Here is a 24,909-nt window from a genome sequence, read left to right on the forward strand (position 1 = left end):
AAAAATAAAAATGCCTTTCAAGACTGAAAGGCATTTTTTATAATTTTTGAAATATTAGTGATGTAAAACTACTTCGCCTTCTTTCATTGGTACATTTTGAGGTACAAAATCTACTTCATGAGCAGGATTACTGTAATCATAAGGCCAACGGTGTACATGAGGAATTTCTCCAGGCCAGTTACCATGAATATGTTCTACAGGCGCTGTCCATTCTAATGTATTAGATTTCCAAGGATTTTGAACCGATTTCTTACCATAGAAAATACTACTAAAGAAGTTATATAAAAATACCAATTGAAAAGCGCCACCAATTAAAGCGAATGTTGTAATCAATACATTTACATTTTGTAAATCATCAAATAAAGGAAAGTTAGTATTGGTATAATAACGTCTTGGCAAACCAGCTAATCCAATGAAATGCATTGGGAAAAACACTCCATAAGCGCATATAGCAGTTACCCAAAAATGAACATATCCTAAATTTTTGTTTAACATTCTACCAAACATACGTGGAAACCAGTGATAAACACCAGCAAACATACCATAAAGAGCAGAGATTCCCATCACCAAGTGAAAGTGAGCCACAACAAAATAAGTATCGTGAACATTAATATCTAATGTACTATCTCCAAGAATGATTCCTGTTAAACCGCCTGTAATGAAAGTAGAAACTAAACCAATTGAAAACAACATGGCCGGATTCATTTGAAGATTCCCTTTCCATAGCGTTGTAATGTAGTTGAATGCTTTTACTGCTGATGGAATAGCAATTAACAGTGTTGTAAAGGTAAACACAGACCCCAAGAAAGGATTCATACCCGAAATAAACATGTGATGCCCCCAAACAATTGTTGACAAAAATGCAATAGCGATTATAGACATAATCATCGCTCTGTAACCAAAGATTGGTTTACGAGAGTTTGTCGCAATAATTTCGGAAGTAATACCCAAAGCAGGTAAAATTACTATATAAACTTCAGGGTGACCTAAGAACCAGAATAAGTGCTCAAAAAGTACAGGAGAACCACCTTGATAATGTAAAACTTCACCAGCAATATAAATATCTGACAAGAAGAATGAAGTACCAAAACTTCTGTCAAAAATTAATAATAAAGCTGCTGACAATAAAACTGGAAAAGAAACAATTCCAATAATTGCAGTAACAAAGAAAGCCCAGATTGTAAGCGGTAATCTTGTCATTGACATTCCTTTTGTTCTAAGATTGATTACGGTAACAACATAATTCAAAGATCCCATTAAAGAAGATGCAATAAATATAGCCATAGAAACCAACCACAATGTCATTCCTAATCCAGATCCAGAAATAGCCTGAGGAAGCGCACTTAAAGGCGGATATATTGTCCAACCCGCGTTTGCAGGTCCTGACTCAATAAATAAAGAACTTATCATGATTACACTGGAGAGAAAAAACAACCAATAAGAAATCATATTCATAAAACCGGAAGCCATATCTCGTGCCCCAATTTGAAGTGGAATCAATAAATTACTAAAAGTTCCACTTAATCCGGCCGTAAGAACAAAGAATACCATTATAGTACCATGTATAGTAACCAATGACAAGTAAATATCATTAGCCATTACTCCGTTTGGAGCCCATTTATCTCCAAGCAATATGTTAAAAATCTTAAAAGATTCCTCTGGCCAAGCCAATTGCATTCTAAAAAGCAAAGACATACTTACACCAATAACACCCATAATAATACCTGTAATCAAGTATTGCTTGGCAATCATTTTATGATCGATACTAAAAATATATTTAGTAATGAAAGTGTCTTTATGGTGGTGTTCGTGTTCGTGATCGTGTCCGTGATCGTGACCTTCTGCTGACATATATTTATACTTTAAATTTTCTTAATAATTATTTCATCGCTATTTTAACAACAGCAGCTGTATCTTTAGACTTTGTTGAATCAGCTCCGATTGAAGTTTCAGGATTTGCAGGAACTTCTTTTGAAGCTTTTACTTCACTGACCAAAGTTGCTTTACTGCTTAACCATTTTTTATATTCTTCGGGGGTGTCAACAATAATCTTCATTTGCATATTATAATGAGAAGCACCACAAATTTTATTACATAATAATAAATAATCAAAACTGTATGGATCTAAAGCTGTTTCACCTTTTGCAACCAACTCAATACTTTTCTTAGCTCTAATTGCATTTATATTTGCAACTTTCGCAACCATAAAAGGTAATGACTGATATTCAGAAGTTGTATAAATTGGAGTAAATGCAAACTCAGTAACCATACCAGGAACACAATTCATTTGAGCTCTAAAATATGGCATATAAGCAGAATGCAGAACATCTTGTGAACGCATTTTGAAATGCACCTTTTTCCCTTTTGGAATGTGTAATTCAGAAACTACAATATCATCTTGAGAATAAGGATCGGCTAAGTCCACACCTAAAGTATTTACCCCTTCAATAAGTCTGACATTTGCCTTACCCAAAACATTATCAGCACCAGCATATCTGGCGGTCCATTTAAATTGCTGAGCATATAATTCAACCACTACAGTATCGTCATCTTCATCAATAAACATAATATTAGTCCAAGCATATAGGCCATAAAGAATCAAACCAGCCAATACAACAGCAGGAATAACACTCCAAATAGCTTCTAATTTATTGTTGTCTGCAAAATACAAGGCTCTTTTATCCTTATTCCCTCTGTATTTAAATGCAAAGTAATGCAATAGAACTTGTGTTATAGCCTGAACTACAAAAATTAAAACCCAAGTAATATTCATTAAATTGTCAATAAGAGCTCCATGTTCAGAAGCTGGTGTATGCAATACCAAGGGACCCCAAGTATAAACACCATATATTGAAAAGATATAAATGAAAGCCAAAAAGCCAAACATCAAATATCCTTGCAAATTATTATCATCATCATTGGCTACTTGAGAATTGTCCGAAGTAGATCCAACCTGTGTCAAATCAAATATTTTCGTCAATTGCCATAAAGCAACAGCCAATAAAACTAAAACTATAATTACCAACAAACTTGTCATCTGTTTATCTCTTTAAATATTAATAATGAAAATGTTTACTCTCTTCTATATATGGATTTCTTTTTGGCAACAAAGGAGCTTTAGTTAATGCTGAGAAGACAACAAAAATAAATAATCCAAGAAAGAATAAAACGGATGCAATTTCTGAAACACCAATAAACCAACTACCACCAACAGTACCTGGCATAATCATATTGAAGAAGTCAACATAATGACCTAACAATATAACTGTTCCTGCCATTACTAAAACCCAAGTAATTCGTTTAAAATCAGTGTTAATCAAAATTAAAACTGGAAACAAGAAATTCATAACAACAGCACCAAAGAATGGCAAATTATAAACTTGAATTCTAGTTACAAAATAAGTAATCTCTTCTGGAATATTAGCATACCAAATCAACATAAATTGAGAGAACCATAAATAAGTCCAAAATACACTAATACCAAACATGAATTTAGCCAAATCATGAATATGACTTGAATTAACATTTTCCAGATATCCTTTTGATTTTAAGTAAATAGTCACCATAGCAATCGTAGTAATCCCACTTACGAAGAAACTAGCAAAAACATACCATCCGAAAAGAGTACTAGACCAATGCGGATCAATAGACATAATCCAATCCCAAGACATGATTGATTCAGTAACAATAAAAAATACTAAAAATCCTGCTGAAATATTAAAATTCTTTTTGTAAAAACTATTATCATTTGAGTCATCTTGAGCCAAACAATTTTTTCTAGAAAAGTAACGGTAAGCATTCCATCCTAATAAAAATATAGCTGCTCTTAAAATCCAAAAAGGAAAATTTAAATAACCAGCTTTATTAGCAATAATTTTATCATTAGCCACAACTTCTGGATCTAACCAAATAAATAAATGATTAAAATGAAAACCACATAATATTAAGAAGATAAAGAATATAGCTGAACCTACAGGCAAATAAGCTGTAATTCCTTGCATAACTCTAAAAAGGACAGGAGACCAGCCTGCTTGTGCTACTTGTTGAATAGCATAAAAAGCCAATGTTCCTAGAGAAAGCAACATAAAGAAAATACAAGCTACATATAGTGCAGACCAAGGTTTATTTTCCAATTGATGCAAAACATGTGTTAAGTGTTCTGTATGTTCGGCTTCTGCTTTTACTTTTGCTTCCGCAGAAACTGCATGTGCTCCTTCAGATTCACTACTCCCTTCATGATGATTACCATGAGCATCAGCAGCTAGTATTTTTTCAACTTCTTGAATGTCTTTAGGTGCAGTTAAAAAACCATATCCAATACCTAAAAGACCAACAGCCATTAAGACGAAAGAAAAAGTTTTTAATTTACTTGAAAATGTATACATATCTATTACGATCAGTTTGTTCGACAATTATTATTGTGCTCTAAGTTTAAGAACATAGTCAGCAACTAACCAACGTTCGTGAGCACTCATTTGATTAGCATGAGAACCCATAGCATTTAAACCATAAGTTTCCACATAAAAAATACTTCCTTCAGTAATTTCTCTATCTTTATAATTAGGAACACCAAGAAATTTTTCTCTCTCCACTAATTTCCCTTTACCATCACCAGCAGCACCATGACAACTAATGCAATAAATATCAAAAAGTTCTTTTCCTTTACCAGAATTTCTATCTAGAGAATCCAATGGTGATTTTAAATTAGTTTTTGCTAAAGCATATCCTTCTGGTGTATTAGCATAATCAAAAGGTTCAAAACCTCTATTAATAGAACCAACAGCAGGAAGCTGACCTTCTTTACCATTTTTAAACACATCTACAGGCGCTGTAGCATAAGTTTCATAACCTACCGATTCGTACATATTTGGAAAATATTGATAATTTGGATTAGCATCATTATGACATGATGAAACCAAAATCATTAAACCAAATACAAGTGTTATTTTATATAAACTTTTCATATCTACAATTAATGCTTTTCAATTACTTTTACTTCTACTGCACCTGTACCTTCAAAAAAAGAAACCAATTCTTCTTCATTATTGTTTACAGCTACTTCCATCAAAAAATGGTCATCAGTAGTTCTTACATCTGGATTTTCGGCTTCTTTAAATGGCCATAATCTACTTCTCATATAAAAAGTAATTACCATTAAATGCGCTGCAAAAAATACGGTTTCTTCAAACATAATTGGCACAAAAGCCGGCATGTTATCGATATAGCTAAAACTTGGTTTACCACCAATATCTTGAGGCCAATCCTGAATCATAATAAAATTCATCATCCAAGTACCAAAAGACAAACCACACAAACCATATATGAATGCACATATCGCTAATCTTGTAGGTGCAAGTCCCATTGCTTTGTCCAATCCGTGAACTGGGAAAGGAGTGAATACTTCTTCAATATGGTGATGAGCTGCACGTGTCTTTTTTACGGCATCCATCAAAATATCATCGTCATTATAAATGGCGTATATAACTTTATTACTCATGATGTGAATGTTTATTAGCTTCTCTTTCTTTAATATAATGTTCTCCAGTAGCTTTCAATATTGTTTTAACCTCTGCTTGAGCAATAACAGGGAATGTTCTTGCGTATAATAAGAATAAAACAAAGAAGAAACCTATTGTTCCAATAAATATTCCAATATCAACAAATGTTGGAGAGAACATAGTCCATGAAGACGGTAAATAATCTCTATGCAATGAAGTTACAATAATTACAAATCTTTCAAACCACATTCCAATATTTACCACAATCGAAATAATGAAAGAAAACATAATGCTTGTTCTTAATTTTTTGAACCACATAAATTGTGGAGAGAATACGTTACAAGTCATCATAGCCCAATATGCCCATGCATATGGCCCTGTTGCTCTATTCAAGAAAGCATATTGTTCGTATTCTACACCAGAATACCAAGCAATAAATAATTCAGTAATATAAGCAACACCAACGATAGAACCAGTAATCATGATTACAATGTTCATCAATTCGATATGTTGTAATGTAATATATGCTTCAAGATTAGAAACTTTTCTCATTATGATAAGTAAAGTATTTACCATTGCAAATCCGGAGAATACTGCTCCAGCAACAAAGTATGGAGGAAAAATTGTAGTATGCCATCCTGGTATAACAGAAGTAGCAAAGTCCATAGATACAATAGTATGTACAGAAAGTACTAGTGGAGTTGCCAAACCTGCAAGAACTAAAGATACTTCTTCAAAACGCTGCCAATCTTTAGCTCTACCACTCCATCCAAAACTAAGAATAGAATATACTCTTTTATTGAAAGGTGTAATAGCTCTATCTCGTAGCATCGCAAAATCGGGTAATAAACCAGTCCACCAAAAAACTAGTGAAACTGAAAGATAAGTTGAAATTGCAAATACATCCCAAAGTAATGGAGAGTTAAAATTCACCCAGAGAGATCCAAACTGATTTGGAATTGGTAATACCCAATAAGCTAACCAAGGACGTCCCATGTGTATAATTGGAAATAAACCCGCTTGAATTACAGAGAAAATTGTCATCGCCTCTGCAGAACGGTTAATCGCCATTCTCCATCGTTGACGGAATAATAAAAGCACTGCAGAAATAAGTGTCCCTGCGTGACCAATACCAACCCACCAAACGAAGTTAGTAATATCCCAAGCCCAACCAACTGTTTTATTTAATCCCCAAGTACCGATACCTGTAGACACTGTGTATATAATACAGCCTAGTCCCCAAAGGAAAGCTGTTAATGCAATTGTAAATACAATCCACCATTGTTTGTTTGCTTTACCTTCGATAGGTGCGGCTACATCAACAGTTATATCGTGATATGATTTATCACCTATAACTAAGGGTTTTCTAATGGCTGCTTCGTAGTGAGACGACATAATCCTTTATTTGATTCTTAATTAATAATTTTTGTACTAGGTATTTCTAACTTTAACATGGTATACAACATTTGGTTTCGTACCAACATGCTCTAATAAATGATAACTTCTTTCATCTTCTGCAAGTTTTGTAACCACAGCTTCTTTATCATTTACATCTCCAAATATCATTGCTCCAGTAGAGCATGCATTTGAACAAGCAGTTTGGAATTCACCGTCTTTAATAGTTCTTCCTTCGTTTTTAGCTTTCAAAATTGTTGCCTGTGTCATTTGAATACACATTGAACATTTTTCCATTACCCCACGAGAACGAACATTAACATCTGGATTTAAAACCATACGACCTAAATCATCATTCATGAAATAATCGAATTCGCTGTTTTTGTTGTATAAGAACCAGTTGAAACGACGTACTTTATAAGGACAGTTGTTAGCACAGTAACGAGTACCAACACATCTGTTATAAGCCATTTGATTTTGACCTTGACGCCCGTGTGAAGTGGCAGCAACTGGACAAACAGTCTCACAAGGAGCATGATTACAATGTTGACACATTACAGGTTGGAAAGAAACTTGTGGATTAGCATTTGCTTTTTCCATTTCATTAAAAGTAGATAATGAGCTTGATAAACCAGCTATATTTTCTTTTCTTTCATCATCACCTGCAAACGTACTTTCAGAAGAATAGTATCTGTCAATACGCAACCAATGCATATCTCTACTTCTTCTTACTTCGGCTTTACCTACAACAGGCACATTGTTTTCGGCATGACACGCAATTACACAAGCACCACAACCGGTACAAGCATTCAAATCAATTGAAAGATTAAAATGATGCCCCATAGAACGATCAAATGAACCCCACAAATCTACTGAAGTTGCTTCAACTTCTTGGTGATCTAAAGAAACCATTGGTTTTTCATTCCAGATTTCAGCATCTTGAGTATTGAATATTTCAAGTGTAGTTTCTTTAATAATATCTCCTCTACCCATCAATGTTTTCTGACCTTGAACACAAGCAAATTCGTGTTCTCCGCCAGTTTTCACGATTGAAACAGATTGTACATTATTAAATCCACCATATAAAGCGTAAGCATTAATACCTACTTGCATTTCTTCTTTTAAAGCTGCTTTACGACCATACCCTAAAGCCATTCCCACAGTTCCAACAGCTTGACCCGGCTGAACGATTACTGGAACATTTTCAAGTTTAACTCCGTTAGCAGTTAAAGTAACATAACTACCATTTAGTCCACCGTTAGCAACAATTTCATTTGATAACCCTAATTTCTTAGCATCTGCATTTGAAACAGTAACATAATTATCCCAAGAAACTCTTGTCAATGGATCTGGAAACTCTTGCAACCAAGGGTTATTTGCTTGTTGACCATCTCCCATTCCTGTTTTAGTATATAACACCAATTCAAGACCAATAGATTTTGATTGTGCCAATGCATTTGCAGCACCAGTATAATCGGCAGTTCCAGCACTAGCGGCAGGAATAACACCAACAAAAACACCATCATGCAAAACTTGATTCCAAGACGAACCAGCAATTACTGAACCTGAAAAAGCTTTCAGATAATCATAATATGTTCCAGGAATTCCGTTTATAGACAATAAAATATCTTGAAATTGTTTTGTATTGAATAATGGACGAATAGTAGGTTGAGTAATACTATAAGTTCCTTTTGTCAAAGCTAAATCTCCCCAAGCTTCCAAATAATGTGGAACTGGAGCAGCTATTGTAGACAATGAAGCAGTTTCATCTTCTTTTAATGATAATGAAACCGAAGTTTTAACTTTTTTCAATCCTTCAACGAATGACTTACTATCAGCCAAAGTGTAAACTGGATTAACACCACTCATAATCAAAGTATGAACACTACCAGCATTCATATTCATATCTTTTACTAATTGAGCAACCTTTTCATTAGATCCTTTACGGATTTGTCTTGTCCCTGAAGTATTAAAAGCTTCACTTGCCAAAATTTGATTAATGGCCAAAACTAATAATTGAGCATTCTTATCTTGAATACCAGAAACTAAAAGTCCTTTCGAACCAGCTGCCTTTAATTGTTGAGCTGCTTTAGCAACATCTGCTTTAAATACTGCATCCAAAGAAGTAGCAACAGATGCTCCAGAAATAATATTATAAATAACAACTAATGCTTGTTTCTGATTAGCAGTTGACATAGCAACACGTTTATCAGCCGCAGCACCAGACAAAGTCATATTAGACTCCAATTGTATGTGTTTTGATATTTTTTTGCTTCCGGTTGTTCCTGAAGGAATTCTACCTTTAGCATAACCTGCATCATAACCTCCACCTTGCCAATCTCCAAGAAAATCAGCACCAACAGAAACAATTAATGATGCCTTTGAGAAATCATAATCCACTAATGCTCTTTCACCATAAACAGTTTCAAAAGCATCTAAAGCTTCTGAAGAAGATACAGCATCATATACTACATGCTTAGCATTAGGATTCTTCGCTATAAAATTAGCAATTAACGTTTCAGTTGAAGGACTTGCCAATGTATTGGTCAAAAATACAACTTGCCCTCCTTTTGCATTAGCATCAACTATACTAGATTTTATTTTTGAATCAACAGCAGACCACGTAGAATCTTTTGACTCTAACTTTGGCTCTTTCAAACGCATACTGTCATACAATCCCAAAATAGAAGCGTGTACTCTTGCATTAGCAGTAAATTTTGCACCGCCAATAGTATTGTTATCTATTTTGATTGGACGACCTTCACGAGTCTTTACTAAAAGATTTGCAAAATCAAAACCATCAAAAACTGAAGTTGCATAATAATCTGCTACTCCAGGAATAATTTGTTCTGGTTGCAACACATAAGGAATCGACAAATGCACTGGACCTTCACAAGCCGCAAGAGATGCTGCTGCCGTACTAAAACCAACGTACTTTAAAAAGTCACGACGTGTAGTTGAAGAAGAAGACAAAGCCGCTTCATTTCCTAAAAATTCATCAGTAGGAATTTCTTCAACAAATTCGTTATTTCTAAGCGCCTCAACAATAGAACTATTTCCGTCTAGCTCTTCAACACTTTTCCAGTATTTTTTGTTTGATGACATATTATATATAAATATTAATCTTAATAATTTTCTTTTTTTTCAAGGTTTAATCTATTACTAATCGAATTTCGGTTAGATAATTAATTAAATTTTAGTAGTGACATTTACCACATTCTAAACCACCCATTTGAGCAGCAGTCAATTTATCAACACCATATTTTTTTGAAAGTTGTTCATGAATTTTTGTATAATATTCATTTCCTTCCATTTTAACATCTGTTTTTCTATGACAATTAACACACCATCCCATTGTTAAAGGAGAGAATTGTTTCATGATTTCAAATTCCTGTACAGGTCCATGACAAGTCTGACATTCAATACCGGCTACAGTTACGTGTTGCGAGTGATTAAAGTAAACAAAATCAGGAAGATTATGAATACGAACCCATTTCACCGGTTCAGTTTTCCCAGTATAGGATTGTGTAGTAGGATCCCAACCAACAGCTTTGTATAGTTTTTGAATTTCACCATCATAATACGCTTTACTGTATTCTGGTGTTGCAGTAGATTCAGCCACCTCACCAATACTTTTATGACAGTTCATACAAACATTCAAAGAAGGAATACCTGCGTTTTTACTAACACGTGAAGCAGAGTGACAATATTTACAATTGATTTCATTATCACCAGCATGTATTTTATGAGAATAATGTATAGGCTGGATAGGTTGGTAATTTTGATCTACTCCAACCTGCATTAAATAGCCATAAACAAAATAGGCACCAGAGAGCAATAGAAATATAACTGTAACCAAAACTAAGAATTGGTTTCTTGCAAAAGCTTTCCATATTGGTAAAGTTGGCTCTTTTGGAGCTACTTCAATACCATTTGCGGCGGCTACTTTTCTTAAGACTCTGTTAACCAAAACTAACATCACAATAAGAATTGCCATTACTAATGACAATGCACCCAATATGACATTATTGGAAATAGAACCATCTTGATTAGCTCCAGCAGTACTTGCAGAACCGGTAGCGGCAGCAAGAGGAGCAACAGCTTTTGGTTCAGATGTATAAGCTATAATATTATCAATATCTCCTTCAGATAACTGAGGAAATGCAGTCATCGGAATTTTGTTATTTTCCTCAAAAACTTTAACGGCAGCAGCATCTCCAGATTTTATTAAATCTGAACTATTATGAACCCATTTGTATATCCAAGAAATCTCACGTCTCGAAATAACATCTCTCAATGCTGGACCAGTGGCTTTAGCGTCTAACTTATGACATGCAGCACAATTTGCATTAAAAAGCTCCTTGCCTTTTGCCGCATCACCTCCAGCACTCGCCGCTGGAGCTGCTGTAGTCGCTGCAGCAGCAACCGGAGCTGCACCCTGAGCAAATGAAGCTACGGAAATACTCAACACTAAGGCTAAGCTAAAAATTAATTTCCTTGAATTCGAATTATGGTTACCCACCTTTTCCATATTACTATATTGATTATCTACTAAAAAATTGTTCGTTTGTTATCCAAAAAAATTAGAAAACCAAACGAACCTTATTTAAAAACTTGGACAAAAATACGACTTAAGAACTATTCTCAAAACCTTAAAATAATCTTAATTATAATTTATATTAAATCTAAATAATAAACCTAATTCAATTCTCGCCGTTAAATAGTATTTTTGCATAATTAAAGAATCACATTATGAGAATTTTAAGCCCTCTAAAAAAGATATTATTTTTTTTAATCTTATTTATTTTAACAAGTCATTTATCCGCTCAAACCCAAAATTTAACCGTAACTCAAGATGCTAAATTTGAGCAATTACTTAATGAGAAAAGGAAATTGAACCCAAATTTGACCTACAACGACCGTTATAGAATACAAATTTTCAATGGCATAAGCGAAACTGCAAAGAAGACTTTTTCAGAATTCAAACAAGAGTACAATACTGTAGATGGCACTATAGTTTTTAACACACCAAACTATAAAGTTTGGGTTGGAAATTTTAGAACCCGAATGGAAGCTGAGCACTATCTAGTTGAAATTAAAAACAACTATAAAAATGTTTTTCTTATCAAACCAAGCAAATAATAATCAGAAGAGAAACGTCTTTTATTTGATCAATTTTCTTATAATTTCAATTCCATATTTCAATGCTACTTCAACAATAAATTCCTTAAAATCAACTGGAGACGTCTCATTTGCTGCGTCCGAAATTGTGCGAATAACCACAAAAGGAATGTCATATTCAAAACATACCTGAGCAACTGCAGCACCCTCCATTTCAACACACAAAACATCTGGAAGCAAATTTAGCAGCAAATTTTTATCCGAAGTATTCGAAAAAAATTTATCTCCACTGGCTACTTGTCCAACAAATACTCTAGGATTTGAAATCAAAAACTTTTCTTGATTTTGAATAGAAATTACATCCAGAAATTGTCCGCTTGTTTCTAATTCTTTGATACTCGAATAGGCATCCTTATAGATTTTGCTAGGTGGGTATAAAAACGTTTTGCTTAACAAAGGAATTTCAAATTGCCTCATTATCGGTCTCGCATCCATATCATGCTGAACGAGACTATTGGCAATCACAATATCGCCAATATTTAGTTCTTGACTAATAGCTCCTGCAACACCAATAAAATAGAGTTGAGTAATATTAAACTCAACAATTAAATGAGTAACTGTTGTTGCAGAGGCAACTTTACCCCATCGTGAAAAAACAACTACAACCTCAATTTCATTAATTGTTCCAATATAATAAGTTCGCATCCCTTTTACAATCTCTTGCTTATTTTCAAGCAGTAAAACAATACCATTAATTTCTTCTGGCATCGCACCAAGTATGCCTATTCTTTTAATTTTCATATATTTCTTTTTATAACCCATTAGCAAAACGCTTCAATTGGAAGCTAACAATCATTTTACAAAATGAACTTTAGGATTTAACCATAAAAAAATCCCAACGAATTGGGATTTTAAGTATAAATATATCGAAATTTTATTTCAATTTCTTTTTGATTGCAACTTCATGGTAAGCTTCAATAACATCCCTTTCTTCGATATCATTATAACCTTTTATTTGAATACCACAATCGTATCCTTTGGCTACTTCTTTTACATCGTCTTTGAAACGTTTCAACGCAAGAAGCTCTCCTGTAAATACTACCACACCATCTCTAATGATTCTGATTTTGGCGTTTTTGGCAATCTTACCATCCATAACCATACATCCTGCGATTGAACCCACTTTAGAAATTTTGAAAATCTCCCTGATTTCAGCAGTTCCAAGAACTTCTTCTTTCATCTCAGGAGCCAACATTCCTTCCATTGCGTCTTTCAAGTCATCAATAGCAGCATAGATAATAGAATAGTAACGGATGTCAATTTCTTCTTTATCTGCCAATTGTCTAGCATTTCCGGCCGGACGAACATTAAATCCGATAATGATTGCATCTGAAGCAGAAGCCAACATAACATCAGTTTCTGTAATTGCCCCAACTCCTTTATGTATAATGTTAATTTGAATTTCTTCAGTAGATAATTTAGAGAACGAATCAGACAATGCTTCAACAGAACCATCCACGTCACCTTTAAGGATAATGTTCAATTCTTTAAATTGACCCAATGCAATTCTACGTCCAATTTCGTCTAATGTAATATGTCGTTGCGTACGTACTGATTGTTCACGCATCAATTGAGAACGTTTTGCAGCAATTTGTTTTGCTTCTTTTTCGTCTTCAAAAATATTGAATTTATCACCCGCAGTAGCAGCACCATCAAGACCTAAAACTGATACTGGAGTCGAAGGACCTGCAACAGTAACAATATTACCTCTTTCATCATGCATGGCTTTTATCTTACCATGATGTTTTCCAGCCAACATATAATCTCCAATTCTAAGGGTACCGTGTTGAACTAATATAGTAGAAACATATCCTTTTCCTTTGTCCAAGAAAGCTTCTACAACTGTACCTTGTGCCGCTTTATTTGGATTTGATTTTAGATCTAATAATTCAGCTTCCAATAATACTTTCTCCAATAATTCTTTTACACCTGTACCAACTTTTGCAGAGATATCATGAGATTGAATTTTTCCACCCCAATCTTCTACCAATAAGTTCATACCTGCTAATCTTTCTTTTACTTTTTCTGGATTGGCATTTGGTTTATCAATTTTATTGATAGCAAATATAATAGGAACTCCTGCAGCTTGTGCGTGAGATATAGCCTCTTTGGTTTGTGGCATGATATCATCATCAGCCGCAATTACGATAATAGCGATATCGGTTACTTGAGCTCCACGTGCACGCATTGCAGTAAATGCTTCGTGACCCGGTGTATCCAAAAATGCAATTTTTTGACCATTATCTAAAGTTACTCCGTAGGCACCAATATGCTGTGTAATTCCTCCAGATTCACCAGCGATAACATTTTCTTTACGAATATAATCCAATAAAGAGGTTTTACCGTGATCGACGTGACCCATGACAGTAACTATAGGCGCTCTAAAAACTAAATCTTCTTCTTTATCTTCTACAACCTGAATTGCTTCTTCAATGTCTACAGTAATAAACTCAACTTCATAACCGAATTCATCAGCTACAATAGTTAATGTTTCAGCATCCAAACGTTGGTTCATGGTAACCATGATTCCAAGTGACATACAGGTTCCAATCACTTTAGTAATTGGCACATCCATCATGATTGCGATTTCACCTACAGTAACAAATTCAGTAACTTTAATCGTTTTACTTCCTTCGTCTAAAGCTCTTTGTTCATCATCTGATTTTTGACGGTGTGTATCTCTTTTGTCTCTTCTGTATTTTGCTGCTTTAGACTTACCTCCTTTGCCTTGAAGTTTCTCCAAAGTTTCGCGGATTTGGTTTTTAACTTCCTCCTCAGTTGGCTCCACTTTTGCAACAATAGCAGGTCTGTTTCCTTTTACAAATCCAGGTCTTGCACTTCTATTGGCATTAAAACCACCACCTCCAGTATTCGGGGTGATTTTATTAGGATTTGGCGCTCCAGGAACTCCAGGAGTAGCAGGTGGTCTAGGCGCACCTGGTTTTGGAGCAATTCTTTTGCGTTTATTTTTGTTGGCATTATTAGCTCCTGCAGCACCGGGTGCACCGGGTTTATTTGGAGTAATTTTCGGCTCTTCTTTTTTCTTTTTGGGCTTGTTGAATTGAGACAAATCAATCACTTGACCTGTTAATGTTGCACCGGAAAGTTTTTGATATTGAGTAGTAATTGATTCTTCCCCTGGATTTTCATCAGCAACCGATTCCGCTTTTTTCTCTGTTACAACTTCTGGTTTATCAGCTTTTTTAACTTCTTTTATTCCTGGAATATGCTTAACCTCTTTTGCCTCTGAAACTGGGTTTTCAACAGAAGGTTCTTTCTTGGAAGGTTTCTCTGCCGAAACTTCTTTTTGAACAACTTCTTTTTGAACAGGCTTTTCTGGTTGAATGACGTCTTTGGGAGCAACCTCTTTTTCGGCGATAATTGGAGTTGGAGCTGCCGCAGGTTTTTTAGGATTAAGATCAATTTTACCTACTTGAACAGGTCCTGACAAAACAGCTCTAGCTTTGATAACTTCTTGTTGTTTTAGACGCTCTTCATCTTGCTTGCGTTTGTCTTCAACTTCTTTTTCTCGTTCAACGCGCAATGCTTCTTTTTCTTTCCTTTTCTCTTCACCTACTTCTTTGGAAGCTTCTTTATTCCCCTTGTCGCCTGCAAACTGACTTTGTAGGATATTAAATTCCTGATCAGAAATTTTTGCGTTTGGATTTGCTTCAATAGCAATTCCCTTATCTTTTAGATAATCCACAGCTCTTTCTAACGAAATATTTAATTCCCTTAAAACCTTGTTTATTCTAATTATTCTCTCTTCAGACATAAAACCTTTTTATTATTACCTTATTCGTTGTTCTATTTTTATATCTTTTATTAAAAGAAACACAAAATAGAAATTTATTTTACGTGAAGAATCAGTAGTTGATTAACTATCAAATTCTTCCTTCAATATTCTCATTACATCTAGAATTGTTTCCTCTTCCAGGTCGGTTCTTCTAACTAAATCCTCTACATCCTGTTTCAAAATACTTTTTGCAGTATCCAAACCAATTTTTGCAAATTCTTCAATTACCCATTCTTCGATCTCATCTGAAAATTCAGTTAATTCAACATCATCATCATCAGATGTAGAGCCAGCAACATCACCTTCACGGATTACGTCTAATTCATAACCTGTCAATTGACCTGCCAATCTAATATTATGCCCACCCCTACCAATTGCTTTAGAAACTTCTTCCAATTTCAAAAACACTTCGGCTCTTTTGGTCTCTTCATTAATTTTGATAGAAGAAACTTTTGCCGGGCTCAATGCTCTTGTAATGTACAATTGCACATTACTTGTATAATTTATTACATCAATATTTTCATTTCCTAATTCACGAACAATTCCATGAATACGTGATCCTTTCATACCCACACAGGCACCTACCGGATCAATTCTATCATCATAAGAATCTACAGCTACTTTTGCTTTTTCACCTGGAATTCTCACTACATTTTTAACCATAATCAAACCGTCAAAAACTTCCGGAATTTCTTGTTCAAATAATTTCTCTAGGAACTTATCTGAAGTTCTTGACATTATAATTTGAGGTTTATTCCCTTTTAATTCAACACTTTCAATTATTCCTCTAACATTATCTCCTTTACGGAAAAAATCAGAAGGGATTTGTTTTTCTTTTGGCAAAATGATTTCGTTCCCTTCATCATCAACCAAAATAACAACTCTTGGACGTACATGATGTACTTCTGCAGTATATATGTCACCAATAATATCTTTAAATTGTTTGTAAAGATTAGTGTTATCGTGTTCGTGTATTTTTGAAATTAAATTTTGTCTTAAAGCCAATATCGCTCTTCTACCCAAATCTATCAATTTAACTTCTTCAGAAACCTCTTCACCAATTTCAAAATCGGCTTCAATTTTTCTGGCTTCAGTTAATGTAATTTCCTCATTTTCAAAATCCAAATCCTCGTCAGCAACGATTACTCTTCTTCTCCAAATCTCCATATCTCCTTTGTCAGGATTTATGATGATATCAAAATTATCATCTGAACCGTATTTTTTCTTCAATGCATTTCTAAATACATCTTCCAAAATTGCCATAAGCGTTACACGATCAATAAGTTTATCATCTTTAAACTCTGAAAATGAATCGATTAATGCTAAATTTTCCATGCGAATTCTTTAATTAAAATGTTACTGTAACAATTGCTTCTTTAATATCTGAGTATGGGATTTGAAGTTCTTTTTGAACCGTCTCTTTTCCTTTACCTATTTTTTTTGGTTCTCTGGCCTTCCACGACAAAATTATAAAAAGATCATTAGCTTCAACTAATTCTGCTTCAATATTTTCTGTTGCGGTTTTAACAATTAATGTTCTTCCAATGTTTTTTTTGTATTGTCTGATTAATTTTAATGGTGAACCTACACCTACAGAAGCCACTTCTAACGAAAAATCCTGCTCTTCTCTGTCTAAATTATTTTCTATAGCTCTGCTAATATCAATGCAGTCCTGTAAAACCACACCATTATCACCATCAATACCAACAATAACTTTGAAAGAGTCTGTAATGGTAAGATCTATTAAAAAAACCGTTGGCTTTTCTTTAAGAGCTTCATCTAATACTGTATTTACTTTTTCTCTGAATGTCATATCTTTATAAAAAGAGGGGACATTTGTCCCCTCATTATTTAAGTTTTAATAAATAACGGTGCAAATATAGTGTTTTTTTATAAATCAAAAAAAATTGATTACTATTAAAAAAATTTATATCTTTAAACTATCAATAAAAAACCAGTTTTTTCTGGAATAATCAACCCAATCTACCATGAAAAGAATTTTAATTCCTACCGATTTTTCAAAATATGCTAATCAAGCTATAGAAGTTGGTGCACAAATTGCAAAAAAAAATAATTGTGAAATCGTATTAATTAACATGCTGGAACTACCTACTCACATGAACGATGCTGTGAGCGGCGAAACAAGTATTCCAGAAATTATGCTTTTTAAAAGAAAAGCAGAAGAAATGCTAAAAAGCATTAAAGACAGAGATTATCTACAAGGAATTACAATTACCGAAGTAGTTCGACTAGATAGTGCTTATGAAGGTATAAGTAATTATTCAAACAACAACGACATTGACTTAATCATAATGGGGTCACATGGCACGTCTGGAATTGAAGAAATTTTAATTGGTTCTAATACAGAAAAAGTAGTTAGACTAAGCAAAATTCCTGTTTTAGTCATCAAAAAAGAAGTGAAGGATTTTGATGTAAGAACCATACTTTTTGCTTCTGATTTTTCGGAAGAAATAAAAAAACCATTCCAGAAATTTCTTGCGGTCACTAAATTTTTTGACGCCAAATTAAACTTAGTCATGATTTGTACTCCAAATAGCTTTAAAAGCACATTGGTTGCAGAGAAAATCATGAAAGATTTTGTAGCAGAATTCGAAATGCCAGAACATACCTTAAACATATACAATGATACCAACATAGAAAAGGGCATCAGTAATTATTCAAACAGAATCGATGCAGATTTAATTGGTATTTGTACACATGGCAGGACAGCCTTGACACATTTCTTTAACGGCAGTGTGACAGAAGATTTGGTAAATCACATTTCAAGACCCGTGATTACATTTAAAATTTAATTCCGGTTTTTTATAAAAACAAAAAAGCTTCTCAAAATTTATTGAGAAGCTTTTTTACATTAAACTCATTTCATAATGGAGATTATGAAAAACAAGCATAAAAAAAACCTCTCAATTTTGAGAGGTTTTCTGTTGGTCTACAAGGACTCGAACCTTGAAAGACTGCACCAAAAACAGTTGTGTTACCATTACACCATAGACCAGCATATTTGCTAACATTCCTGCTAAGCGAGTGCAAATTTAAAACAAATTCCAAGCTGTGCAAACTTTTTTTGCCTTTTTATTCAAAAAAAATGAAACCATTTTGAATTTAAAAATTAAAATCTGATTAAAATACTGAAACACAAAGCATTTGACAAAACAATTATTTTCAATAAAATTATAAAAATGCAACTGAACTTTATAAAAAAAAACATTTTCTTTGTATCGCTTTATTAAACAACAAAAAAACAGAAGACTAGTATATGGCATCATTCAATTTTAACAAATGGAATACGATTACAGGTTGGTTTGCATTTTCAATCGCATTAATAACTTATACCCTCACAGTAGAACCCACAATGAGTTTTTGGGATTGTGGAGAATACATAGCAACAGCAGCAAAACTTGAAGTAGGACACCCTCCTGGAGCGCCATTGTTTCAAATGATTGGGGCTTTTTTCGCCATGTTTGCCATAGATAAAGAACATATTGCCTTAATGGTAAATATGACCTCTGTTTTCTCTAGCGCCTTTACTATTTTATTTATGTTTTGGTCATCCACAATGATCCTAAAAAAAGTAGTTTCTCAATACACAGAAATTAACAAAGACAATGCTATTGCAATTCTTGGAAGTTCTTTTGTTGGCGCTTTAGCTTATACTTTTTCGGATAGTTTTTGGTTTAATGCCGTTGAAGCCGAAGTGTATGCCATGGCCACTCTATTAATTTCATTACTTTTATGGTTAGGTTTGCGCTGGGAACAAGAAATGAATACTGCACGAGGAGACAAATGGTTATTATTAATCTCCTTGGTAGTTGGATTGTCGTTTGGAGTCCACTTCATGTCTTTACTAACTATACCAGCTATTGGGTTTCTTTATTTCTTTAAAAACTATAAAGTCGTTACAGTCAAAAATTTCATTATTGCAAATGTTGTCGTGGTATCAGTACTGTTATTTATTTTTAAATTATTACTGCCTCTTACAATGGCTTTCTTTGGAAAGACAGAAATTTTTATGGTGAATTCTATGGGATTGCCGTTTAATTCCGGGACTATCTTCGTAGCGCTATTGTTTATTTCTTTCTTTTATTTTGGATTAAAATACACTCACAATAAAGGATATGTGCAATACAACACGATAATTTTATGTGTTTTATTCATACTTATAGGATTCTCTACTTGGTTAATGTTACCCATTCGCGCCAATGCAAATACGGTTATAAACGAAAACAAGCCATCGGATGCTGCCGAAGTTTTGGCTTATTACAACAGAGAACAATACGGCGTTAACCCTTTGTTTTACGGACCTCAATACACAGAAACTTTTGCAGGACTTGATGCGAATAATCCTTATTTGGACAAAGCACCCAACTACGAAAGAGATTACAAAACCGGAAAATATGTTATTGTAAACAATTACATAAAAGCAGAACAAAATAGTGATGACAATCAAAAAACTATTTTGCCAAGAATGTGGAGCACCGAACATGTTGAAAATTACATGACTTTTACAAATCCACCCGCGTTCCGAATGAATCCTGACTATCCTTATGAAGATGATTTAGTAAAATACGGATTAGATCCTAGCCAATTAAGCGAAGAAGATTACAACAAAGCCATAGCTCAGTTGAAGAATGAAACCGAAAAAACCATTGCCGAGTTCAGACAAGCTTACGCTCAAAAACAAATTGACAACGAAGGTTATGTTTCTTTCTTAAAACATTATGGCGATTACTTAATTATAGAAAAGCCAACAACTGCAGACAATTTTAGTTTTATGTTTGAATACCAATTTGGCTATATGTACTGGAGGTATTTGATGTGGAATTTTGTTGGAAGGCAAAACGATGAACAAGGAAGATACGATTATCTGGATGGAAATTGGATAAGTGGAATTCCGTTTATTGACAGTTTGCATTTAGGCTCTCAGGACAATTTACCATCGGATGTATTGAATAACAAAGGGCGAAATGTTTATTTCTTCTTACCTTTTATTCTTGGACTCATCGGAATCATGTATCATGCTTCTAAAGACCGAAAAAGCTTTTATGTATTACTGGCTTTATTCCTTTTCCTAGGAATTGCCTTGAAAATATACTTAAACGAAAGACCATTTGAACCTAGAGAAAGAGATTATGCTCTAGTAGGTTCCTTTTATGTCTTTGCTATGTGGATTGGATTTGGAGTTTATGCCTTGTATGAGAGCGCACAAAAATACCTCACTCCAAAAATAGCAGGACCGATACTTATTGCGGGAAGTTTACTGGCTGCACCTGTACTTATGGCTTTCCAGAACTGGGATGACCATGACCGTTCGGGAAAATATACTGCAACTGCAATGGCAAAAGCATATCTCGAATCTTGTGATCCTAATGCCATATTATTTACGATTGGGGACAATGACACCTTTCCTCTTTGGTACGCTCAAGAAATTGAAGGAGTACGAACAGATATCAAGATTGTCAATACCAGCTTGTTTATGACAGACTGGTATATCGATCAGATGAAAAGAAAAGCATACCAATCTGACGCTTTACCAATATCATTTACACATGACGACTATGTAGGTGACAAACTGGATTATGTAGCTTACATTCCTAAAACAGAAAGTCGTTGGGATATAAAAGATTTTATTGCCTTTATAAAAAATCCAAAATCTACTGTTGAAATGCAAAACGGGCAAACCATACATTTCTACCCAACTAATAAAATCAGAATACCTGTTGACAAAGCTACCATTATAAAAAACAAAGTCGTTGACCCAAAACTTTATGATTCGATAGTACCGTATATAGACATAGATATTAAAGGAAATGCTATATACAAAAATAGGTTAATGATGTTGGATCTGATTGCCAACAACAACTGGAAAAGACCAGTTTACTTTAGCGGAGGTGCATTTGATCCTGAAGATTATCTATGGATGAAAGACTATCTGCAATTAGAAGGTATGGTATATAAATTAGTCCCTATAAAAACACCATTTGCAAAAGATGGCGGACAAATGGATATGGGTCGAATTGACTCTGAAAACATGTATGGCAAAATCATGAAATGGGATTGGGGCAACAGTGAAAGTACCAAAATCTATCACGACCCAGAAACAAGAAGAGAAAGTCTTACTTACAGAATGAATTTAGCTCGTTTGATGGACCAACTTATTGTGGAAGGAAAGATTGACAAAGCAAAAAATATCATTGAATTGGCGATGACCAAAATGCCTTTAGACAAATTTGGATATTATTCTTTAGTAGAACCATTTGCCAAAGGATATTATGATGTTGGCGAAAAAGCAAAAGCTCATGATTTACTTGAAAAATTAACAGCAAAATACCAAGAAAACCTTAATTACTATGCAAAATTAAGTCCTTCTGAACAATCTAGCATAGCAATAGACATAATTACCGATCTTGAACGCTACAGAGGCCTGTTAGAAGTTATGAAAGAAAGTGGCGATACAGAATTTTACAATAAAAGCAAAAAGACTTTTAATACGTATATCGAAATTTTCGCCCGCTTTGGACGTAAAAAAGAATAACAAATTCATTTGAGTTTATTTAAAAAAAATGCAGTGTTTAAATTAAACACTGCATTTTTTTATACTTTCATTTTATTGTAACTTTGAAATATGAGCTTCTATTGGATCAAAACAAACAACTTTATAAAAAGAATTTTCTCAAGTTATATTTGGGATATCCCCAATGCGGAAAATAAAATCTACCTAACATTTGATGATGGCCCCACTCCTGAAATTACAGAATGGGTTTTGGAACAATTAAAAAAACACCAGACAAAAGCAACATTTTTCTGTATTGGAAAAAACATTAGCAATCATAAGGATATTTTTCTGAAAATCATAAGTGAAGGACATTCGATTGGTAATCATACTTTCAATCACTTGAAAGGATGGCAGACGCCTACAAAAGATTATTTAGAAAATACAGAGCAATGTGGAGATTCTATTTCAGCGCAGCAATCTGAATCCTGCAATTTGCAATCTAAACTCTTTCGTCCTCCTTATGGCAAAATAAAAAAGTCGCAATCCAAAAAATTACGACAATTAGGCTATAAAATAATTATGTGGGATGTTCTCAGTGCAGATTTTGACCAAAACATAAGTCCTGAAAAATGCCTGAAAAATGTAATAGATAATGTAAAATCGGGAAGTGTAATAGTTTTTCATGACAGTGTGAAAGCATATAAAAACTTAGAATATACACTTCCGAAATCACTTGAGATTTTAAAACAAAGGGGATTTAAATTTGATGTAATTCAATAATTTAAAAGACATATAGCATTAAAATTATATTTGATCTTGAACAATACCGATAAGCGTATTGGCATCCAGTTCACCTGATTGCCTCCAGATCATAAGTCCTTCTTTATAAATCATTAAAGTTGGTAAGCCTTTTATGCGTAAAGCATCGGCTAGTTCTTGGTTTTTATCCACATCTATCTTTATCACCTTGACCTTATCGCCAAGTGCTGCTGCAACATCTTTTATTACTGGATGCATGGATACCGAAGATTCATTCCAATCTGTGTAAAAATCTATTAACACTGGAACTTGAGCATTTATAAGTTCTCCAAATTTTGACATAAAACCAAAATGTTTAATTTCTATTACTTTCGAAAAGAGATATTATCTTGCAAAATTAACATTTAAAACCAATTATGCTAATTTTTCACCCTTTATTAGTTTAATTACTGTAATTTCAGGCATAATTCCCACACGTCCTGGATAGGCATGAAAACCAAAGCCCCTGTTTACATATACATAACGCCCAAGGTTTTCATACAAACCGGCCCATTGCTTGTAAACATATTGTGCCAGACTCCACTTAAAATAGCCTGGAATTTCTATTCCAAACTGCATTCCATGAGTATGTCCAGACAAAGTCAAATGAAAGTGCTTATCGTCGTGTTGAACCAATTCATCCCAATGGCTCGGATCGTGACTCATCAGAATTTTGAAATCCTCTTTTGACAAATGCTGCGATGCTTTTTTTAAGTCGCCTGCCTGTTTGAAGTTTTTTCCCCAATTTTCTACTCCAACCAACGCTATTTTATCTCCACCTTTTTCGATAAAAGTATGTTCATTCAATAATAATGTAAAGCCAATTTGACCATACAAATTCTTGATTGCATCAAAGTTTTCTTCTTTGTCAATTTCTGTTTTCCATGTAACATATTCGCCATAATCATGGTTTCCCAGAACTGAATATTTACCATATTTATGCTTTTTGATTTTGTTGAAAGTCTCAAGCCATGGTAACATTTCTTTGGCATGAGTATTAACAATGTCACCTGTAAATAAAATTAAATCCGAATTTTGCTCATTGACCAAATCAATGGCGTAGTTTATTTTTTCAGGATTGTCAAAACTACCACTGTGCACATCGGAAATTTGAGTAATCGTAAATCCATCAAAAGCTTCAGGCAAATCGGGAAAATATATGGCTTGTTTTATAACTTTATAATTGTATTTCCCTTCGAATATCCCATAAATCAAAGACAAAAAAGGAATTGCTGCAAGTCCTAATCCAACTTGGCTAACAAATTTACGTCGAGAAGGCAAAAAATCTGTACTACTATTATAATCAATAAAATAATTTACAGATCCGGCGGCTAGTCTAAATATATCCTCTCCCAAAAGAACAATAGTCACTACAATTTTTGGAATATAAATTACTAACAACAACCCCATAGTAAGCATAGTTTGCTGTGTTTGTCCTACCGAACGATCAAATTGAGTGAAAGAATAGAGAATAAATACAAAAAGCAACAGGCTAATTATTTGATACGAAATCAATAGCCATCTCAACTTGATTAAAGTTCTAACTGCCTGAAAAGCATAAAGCTCTATCAAAAAAAGAACAAAACCTATAAGAAGTAAACGTATGATCATTATTTTTAAAAATTTTAGACAAAGTAACAACTAATGGATATGCTAAGGATTTATATTATCAAAATTTTAACGCAAAAAAAGGGAGCAAATTTCTTTGTCTCCCCTTTTCACCTATT

The 24,909-nt window shown here is 33.9% G+C and carries 18 protein-coding genes and 1 tRNA gene; 4 read left to right on the plus strand and 15 right to left on the minus strand.

The window, feature by feature from the left end; all coding sequences use genetic code 11:
• Positions 1-54: 54 nt before the first annotated feature.
• The 8 genes from OLM57_RS02230 to OLM57_RS02265 form a co-directional block, all read right to left on the minus strand.
• Complete coding sequence (locus tag OLM57_RS02230; protein ID WP_264565612.1) at positions 55-1,851, minus strand: cbb3-type cytochrome c oxidase subunit I; 1,797 nt, start codon at positions 1,849-1,851, stop codon at positions 55-57.
• 28 nt (positions 1,852-1,879) lie between these two features.
• A complete protein-coding gene (locus tag OLM57_RS02235; protein ID WP_264565613.1) occupies positions 1,880-3,037 on the minus strand; it encodes a cytochrome c oxidase subunit II in 1,158 nt (385 codons plus the stop codon).
• A gap of 19 nt (positions 3,038-3,056) precedes the next feature.
• Complete coding sequence (locus OLM57_RS02240; RefSeq protein ID WP_264565614.1) at positions 3,057-4,385, minus strand: quinol:cytochrome C oxidoreductase; 1,329 nt, start codon at positions 4,383-4,385, stop codon at positions 3,057-3,059.
• A 30-nt stretch (positions 4,386-4,415) separates the two neighbouring features.
• A complete protein-coding gene (locus OLM57_RS02245) occupies positions 4,416-4,964 on the minus strand; it encodes a c-type cytochrome (RefSeq protein WP_264565615.1) in 549 nt (182 codons plus the stop codon).
• A gap of 8 nt (positions 4,965-4,972) precedes the next feature.
• Entirely contained in the window at positions 4,973-5,497 is a 525-nt protein-coding gene (locus OLM57_RS02250; protein ID WP_264565616.1) for a DUF3341 domain-containing protein, read from the minus strand.
• The gene (gene nrfD, locus OLM57_RS02255; RefSeq protein ID WP_264565617.1) at positions 5,490-6,893 is read right to left on the minus strand and encodes an NrfD/PsrC family molybdoenzyme membrane anchor subunit; all 1,404 of its coding nucleotides are present in this window, start codon (positions 6,891-6,893) and stop codon (positions 5,490-5,492) included. Before nrfD ends, OLM57_RS02250 begins: the two co-directional genes overlap by 8 nt.
• A 36-nt stretch (positions 6,894-6,929) precedes the next feature.
• Positions 6,930-9,998 carry a TAT-variant-translocated molybdopterin oxidoreductase gene (locus OLM57_RS02260; RefSeq protein ID WP_264565618.1) on the minus strand — a complete coding sequence of 1,023 codons (3,069 nt, stop codon included), beginning with the start codon at positions 9,996-9,998 and terminating at the stop codon, positions 6,930-6,932.
• Between the two features lie 91 nt (positions 9,999-10,089).
• Complete coding sequence (locus OLM57_RS02265; protein WP_264565619.1) at positions 10,090-11,424, minus strand: cytochrome c3 family protein; 1,335 nt, start codon at positions 11,422-11,424, stop codon at positions 10,090-10,092.
• Positions 11,425-11,645: 221 nt separating this feature from the next.
• On the opposite strand from OLM57_RS02265, the gene OLM57_RS02270 reads away from it, so the two are divergent.
• Positions 11,646-12,035: an SPOR domain-containing protein gene (locus tag OLM57_RS02270; protein WP_264565620.1), complete on the plus strand. Its 390-nt coding sequence runs from the start codon at positions 11,646-11,648 to the stop codon at positions 12,033-12,035.
• Between the two features lie 21 nt (positions 12,036-12,056).
• Here OLM57_RS02270 and OLM57_RS02275 read toward each other — a convergent pair whose 3' ends face one another.
• From OLM57_RS02275 to rimP, 4 genes are all read right to left on the minus strand, one after another.
• Positions 12,057-12,815 (minus strand): 5'-methylthioadenosine/adenosylhomocysteine nucleosidase, encoded by a 759-nt coding sequence (locus OLM57_RS02275; protein WP_264565621.1) that lies wholly within the window; start codon positions 12,813-12,815, stop codon positions 12,057-12,059.
• A 133-nt stretch (positions 12,816-12,948) separates the two neighbouring features.
• Positions 12,949-15,849 carry a translation initiation factor IF-2 gene (gene infB, locus OLM57_RS02280; protein ID WP_264565622.1) on the minus strand — a complete coding sequence of 967 codons (2,901 nt, stop codon included), beginning with the start codon at positions 15,847-15,849 and terminating at the stop codon, positions 12,949-12,951.
• A 102-nt stretch (positions 15,850-15,951) separates the two neighbouring features.
• Positions 15,952-17,205 (minus strand): transcription termination factor NusA, encoded by a 1,254-nt coding sequence (nusA, locus tag OLM57_RS02285; RefSeq protein WP_264565623.1) that lies wholly within the window; start codon positions 17,203-17,205, stop codon positions 15,952-15,954.
• A 13-nt stretch (positions 17,206-17,218) separates the two neighbouring features.
• Positions 17,219-17,683, minus strand: coding sequence for a ribosome assembly cofactor RimP (gene rimP, locus OLM57_RS02290; RefSeq protein ID WP_264565624.1), 465 nt, complete (start codon positions 17,681-17,683; stop codon positions 17,219-17,221).
• 175 nt (positions 17,684-17,858) lie between these two features.
• On the opposite strand from rimP, the gene OLM57_RS02295 reads away from it, so the two are divergent.
• Positions 17,859-18,683, plus strand: a complete 825-nt coding sequence (locus OLM57_RS02295; protein ID WP_264565625.1) for a universal stress protein — start codon at positions 17,859-17,861, stop codon at positions 18,681-18,683.
• Positions 18,684-18,815: 132 nt separating this feature from the next.
• Here OLM57_RS02295 and OLM57_RS02300 read toward each other — a convergent pair.
• Positions 18,816-18,886 (minus strand) — tRNA-Gln (locus OLM57_RS02300).
• Between the two features lie 261 nt (positions 18,887-19,147).
• Here OLM57_RS02300 and OLM57_RS02305 point away from each other — a divergent pair.
• Together OLM57_RS02305 and OLM57_RS02310 are read left to right on the plus strand one after the other, a co-directional pair.
• On the plus strand, positions 19,148-22,423 hold the full coding sequence (locus tag OLM57_RS02305; RefSeq protein ID WP_264565626.1) for a DUF2723 domain-containing protein: 3,276 nt from the start codon (positions 19,148-19,150) through the stop codon (positions 22,421-22,423).
• Between the two features lie 90 nt (positions 22,424-22,513).
• Positions 22,514-23,164 carry a polysaccharide deacetylase family protein gene (locus tag OLM57_RS02310; RefSeq protein ID WP_264565627.1) on the plus strand — a complete coding sequence of 217 codons (651 nt, stop codon included), beginning with the start codon at positions 22,514-22,516 and terminating at the stop codon, positions 23,162-23,164.
• A gap of 24 nt (positions 23,165-23,188) precedes the next feature.
• On the opposite strand, the gene OLM57_RS02315 is transcribed toward OLM57_RS02310, so the two are convergent.
• Entirely contained in the window at positions 23,189-23,485 is a 297-nt protein-coding gene (locus OLM57_RS02315; RefSeq protein ID WP_264565628.1) for a thioredoxin family protein, read from the minus strand.
• Between the two features lie 72 nt (positions 23,486-23,557).
• Positions 23,558-24,793, minus strand: coding sequence for a metallophosphoesterase (locus OLM57_RS02320; RefSeq protein WP_264565629.1), 1,236 nt, complete (start codon positions 24,791-24,793; stop codon positions 23,558-23,560).
• Positions 24,794-24,909: the final 116 nt, after the last annotated feature.

It is taken from the genome of Flavobacterium sp. N3904 (assembly GCF_025947305.1).
GTDB lineage: Bacteria > Bacteroidota > Bacteroidia > Flavobacteriales > Flavobacteriaceae > Flavobacterium.

What these genes read in the sequence shown, in the direction of transcription:
- OLM57_RS02230 (WP_264565612.1), bottom strand. Translation starts at nt 1,851, where the DNA reads ATGTCAGCAGAAGGTCACGATCACGGACACGATCACGAACACGAACAC.
- OLM57_RS02235 (WP_264565613.1), bottom strand. Translation starts at nt 3,037, where the DNA reads ATGACAAGTTTGTTGGTAATTATAGTTTTAGTTTTATTGGCTGTTGCT.
- OLM57_RS02240 (WP_264565614.1), bottom strand. Translation starts at nt 4,385, where the DNA reads ATGTATACATTTTCAAGTAAATTAAAAACTTTTTCTTTCGTCTTAATG.
- OLM57_RS02245 (WP_264565615.1), bottom strand. Translation starts at nt 4,964, where the DNA reads ATGAAAAGTTTATATAAAATAACACTTGTATTTGGTTTAATGATTTTG.
- OLM57_RS02250 (WP_264565616.1), bottom strand. Translation starts at nt 5,497, where the DNA reads ATGAGTAATAAAGTTATATACGCCATTTATAATGACGATGATATTTTG.
- nrfD (WP_264565617.1), bottom strand. Translation starts at nt 6,893, where the DNA reads ATGTCGTCTCACTACGAAGCAGCCATTAGAAAACCCTTAGTTATAGGT.
- OLM57_RS02260 (WP_264565618.1), bottom strand. Translation starts at nt 9,998, where the DNA reads ATGTCATCAAACAAAAAATACTGGAAAAGTGTTGAAGAGCTAGACGGA.
- OLM57_RS02265 (WP_264565619.1), bottom strand. Translation starts at nt 11,424, where the DNA reads ATGGAAAAGGTGGGTAACCATAATTCGAATTCAAGGAAATTAATTTTT.
- OLM57_RS02270 (WP_264565620.1), top strand. Translation starts at nt 11,646, where the DNA reads ATGAGAATTTTAAGCCCTCTAAAAAAGATATTATTTTTTTTAATCTTA.
- OLM57_RS02275 (WP_264565621.1), bottom strand. Translation starts at nt 12,815, where the DNA reads ATGAAAATTAAAAGAATAGGCATACTTGGTGCGATGCCAGAAGAAATT.
- infB (WP_264565622.1), bottom strand. Translation starts at nt 15,849, where the DNA reads ATGTCTGAAGAGAGAATAATTAGAATAAACAAGGTTTTAAGGGAATTA.
- nusA (WP_264565623.1), bottom strand. Translation starts at nt 17,205, where the DNA reads ATGGAAAATTTAGCATTAATCGATTCATTTTCAGAGTTTAAAGATGAT.
- rimP (WP_264565624.1), bottom strand. Translation starts at nt 17,683, where the DNA reads ATGACATTCAGAGAAAAAGTAAATACAGTATTAGATGAAGCTCTTAAA.
- OLM57_RS02295 (WP_264565625.1), top strand. Translation starts at nt 17,859, where the DNA reads ATGAAAAGAATTTTAATTCCTACCGATTTTTCAAAATATGCTAATCAA.
- OLM57_RS02305 (WP_264565626.1), top strand. Translation starts at nt 19,148, where the DNA reads ATGGCATCATTCAATTTTAACAAATGGAATACGATTACAGGTTGGTTT.
- OLM57_RS02310 (WP_264565627.1), top strand. Translation starts at nt 22,514, where the DNA reads ATGAGCTTCTATTGGATCAAAACAAACAACTTTATAAAAAGAATTTTC.
- OLM57_RS02315 (WP_264565628.1), bottom strand. Translation starts at nt 23,485, where the DNA reads ATGTCAAAATTTGGAGAACTTATAAATGCTCAAGTTCCAGTGTTAATA.
- OLM57_RS02320 (WP_264565629.1), bottom strand. Translation starts at nt 24,793, where the DNA reads ATGATCATACGTTTACTTCTTATAGGTTTTGTTCTTTTTTTGATAGAG.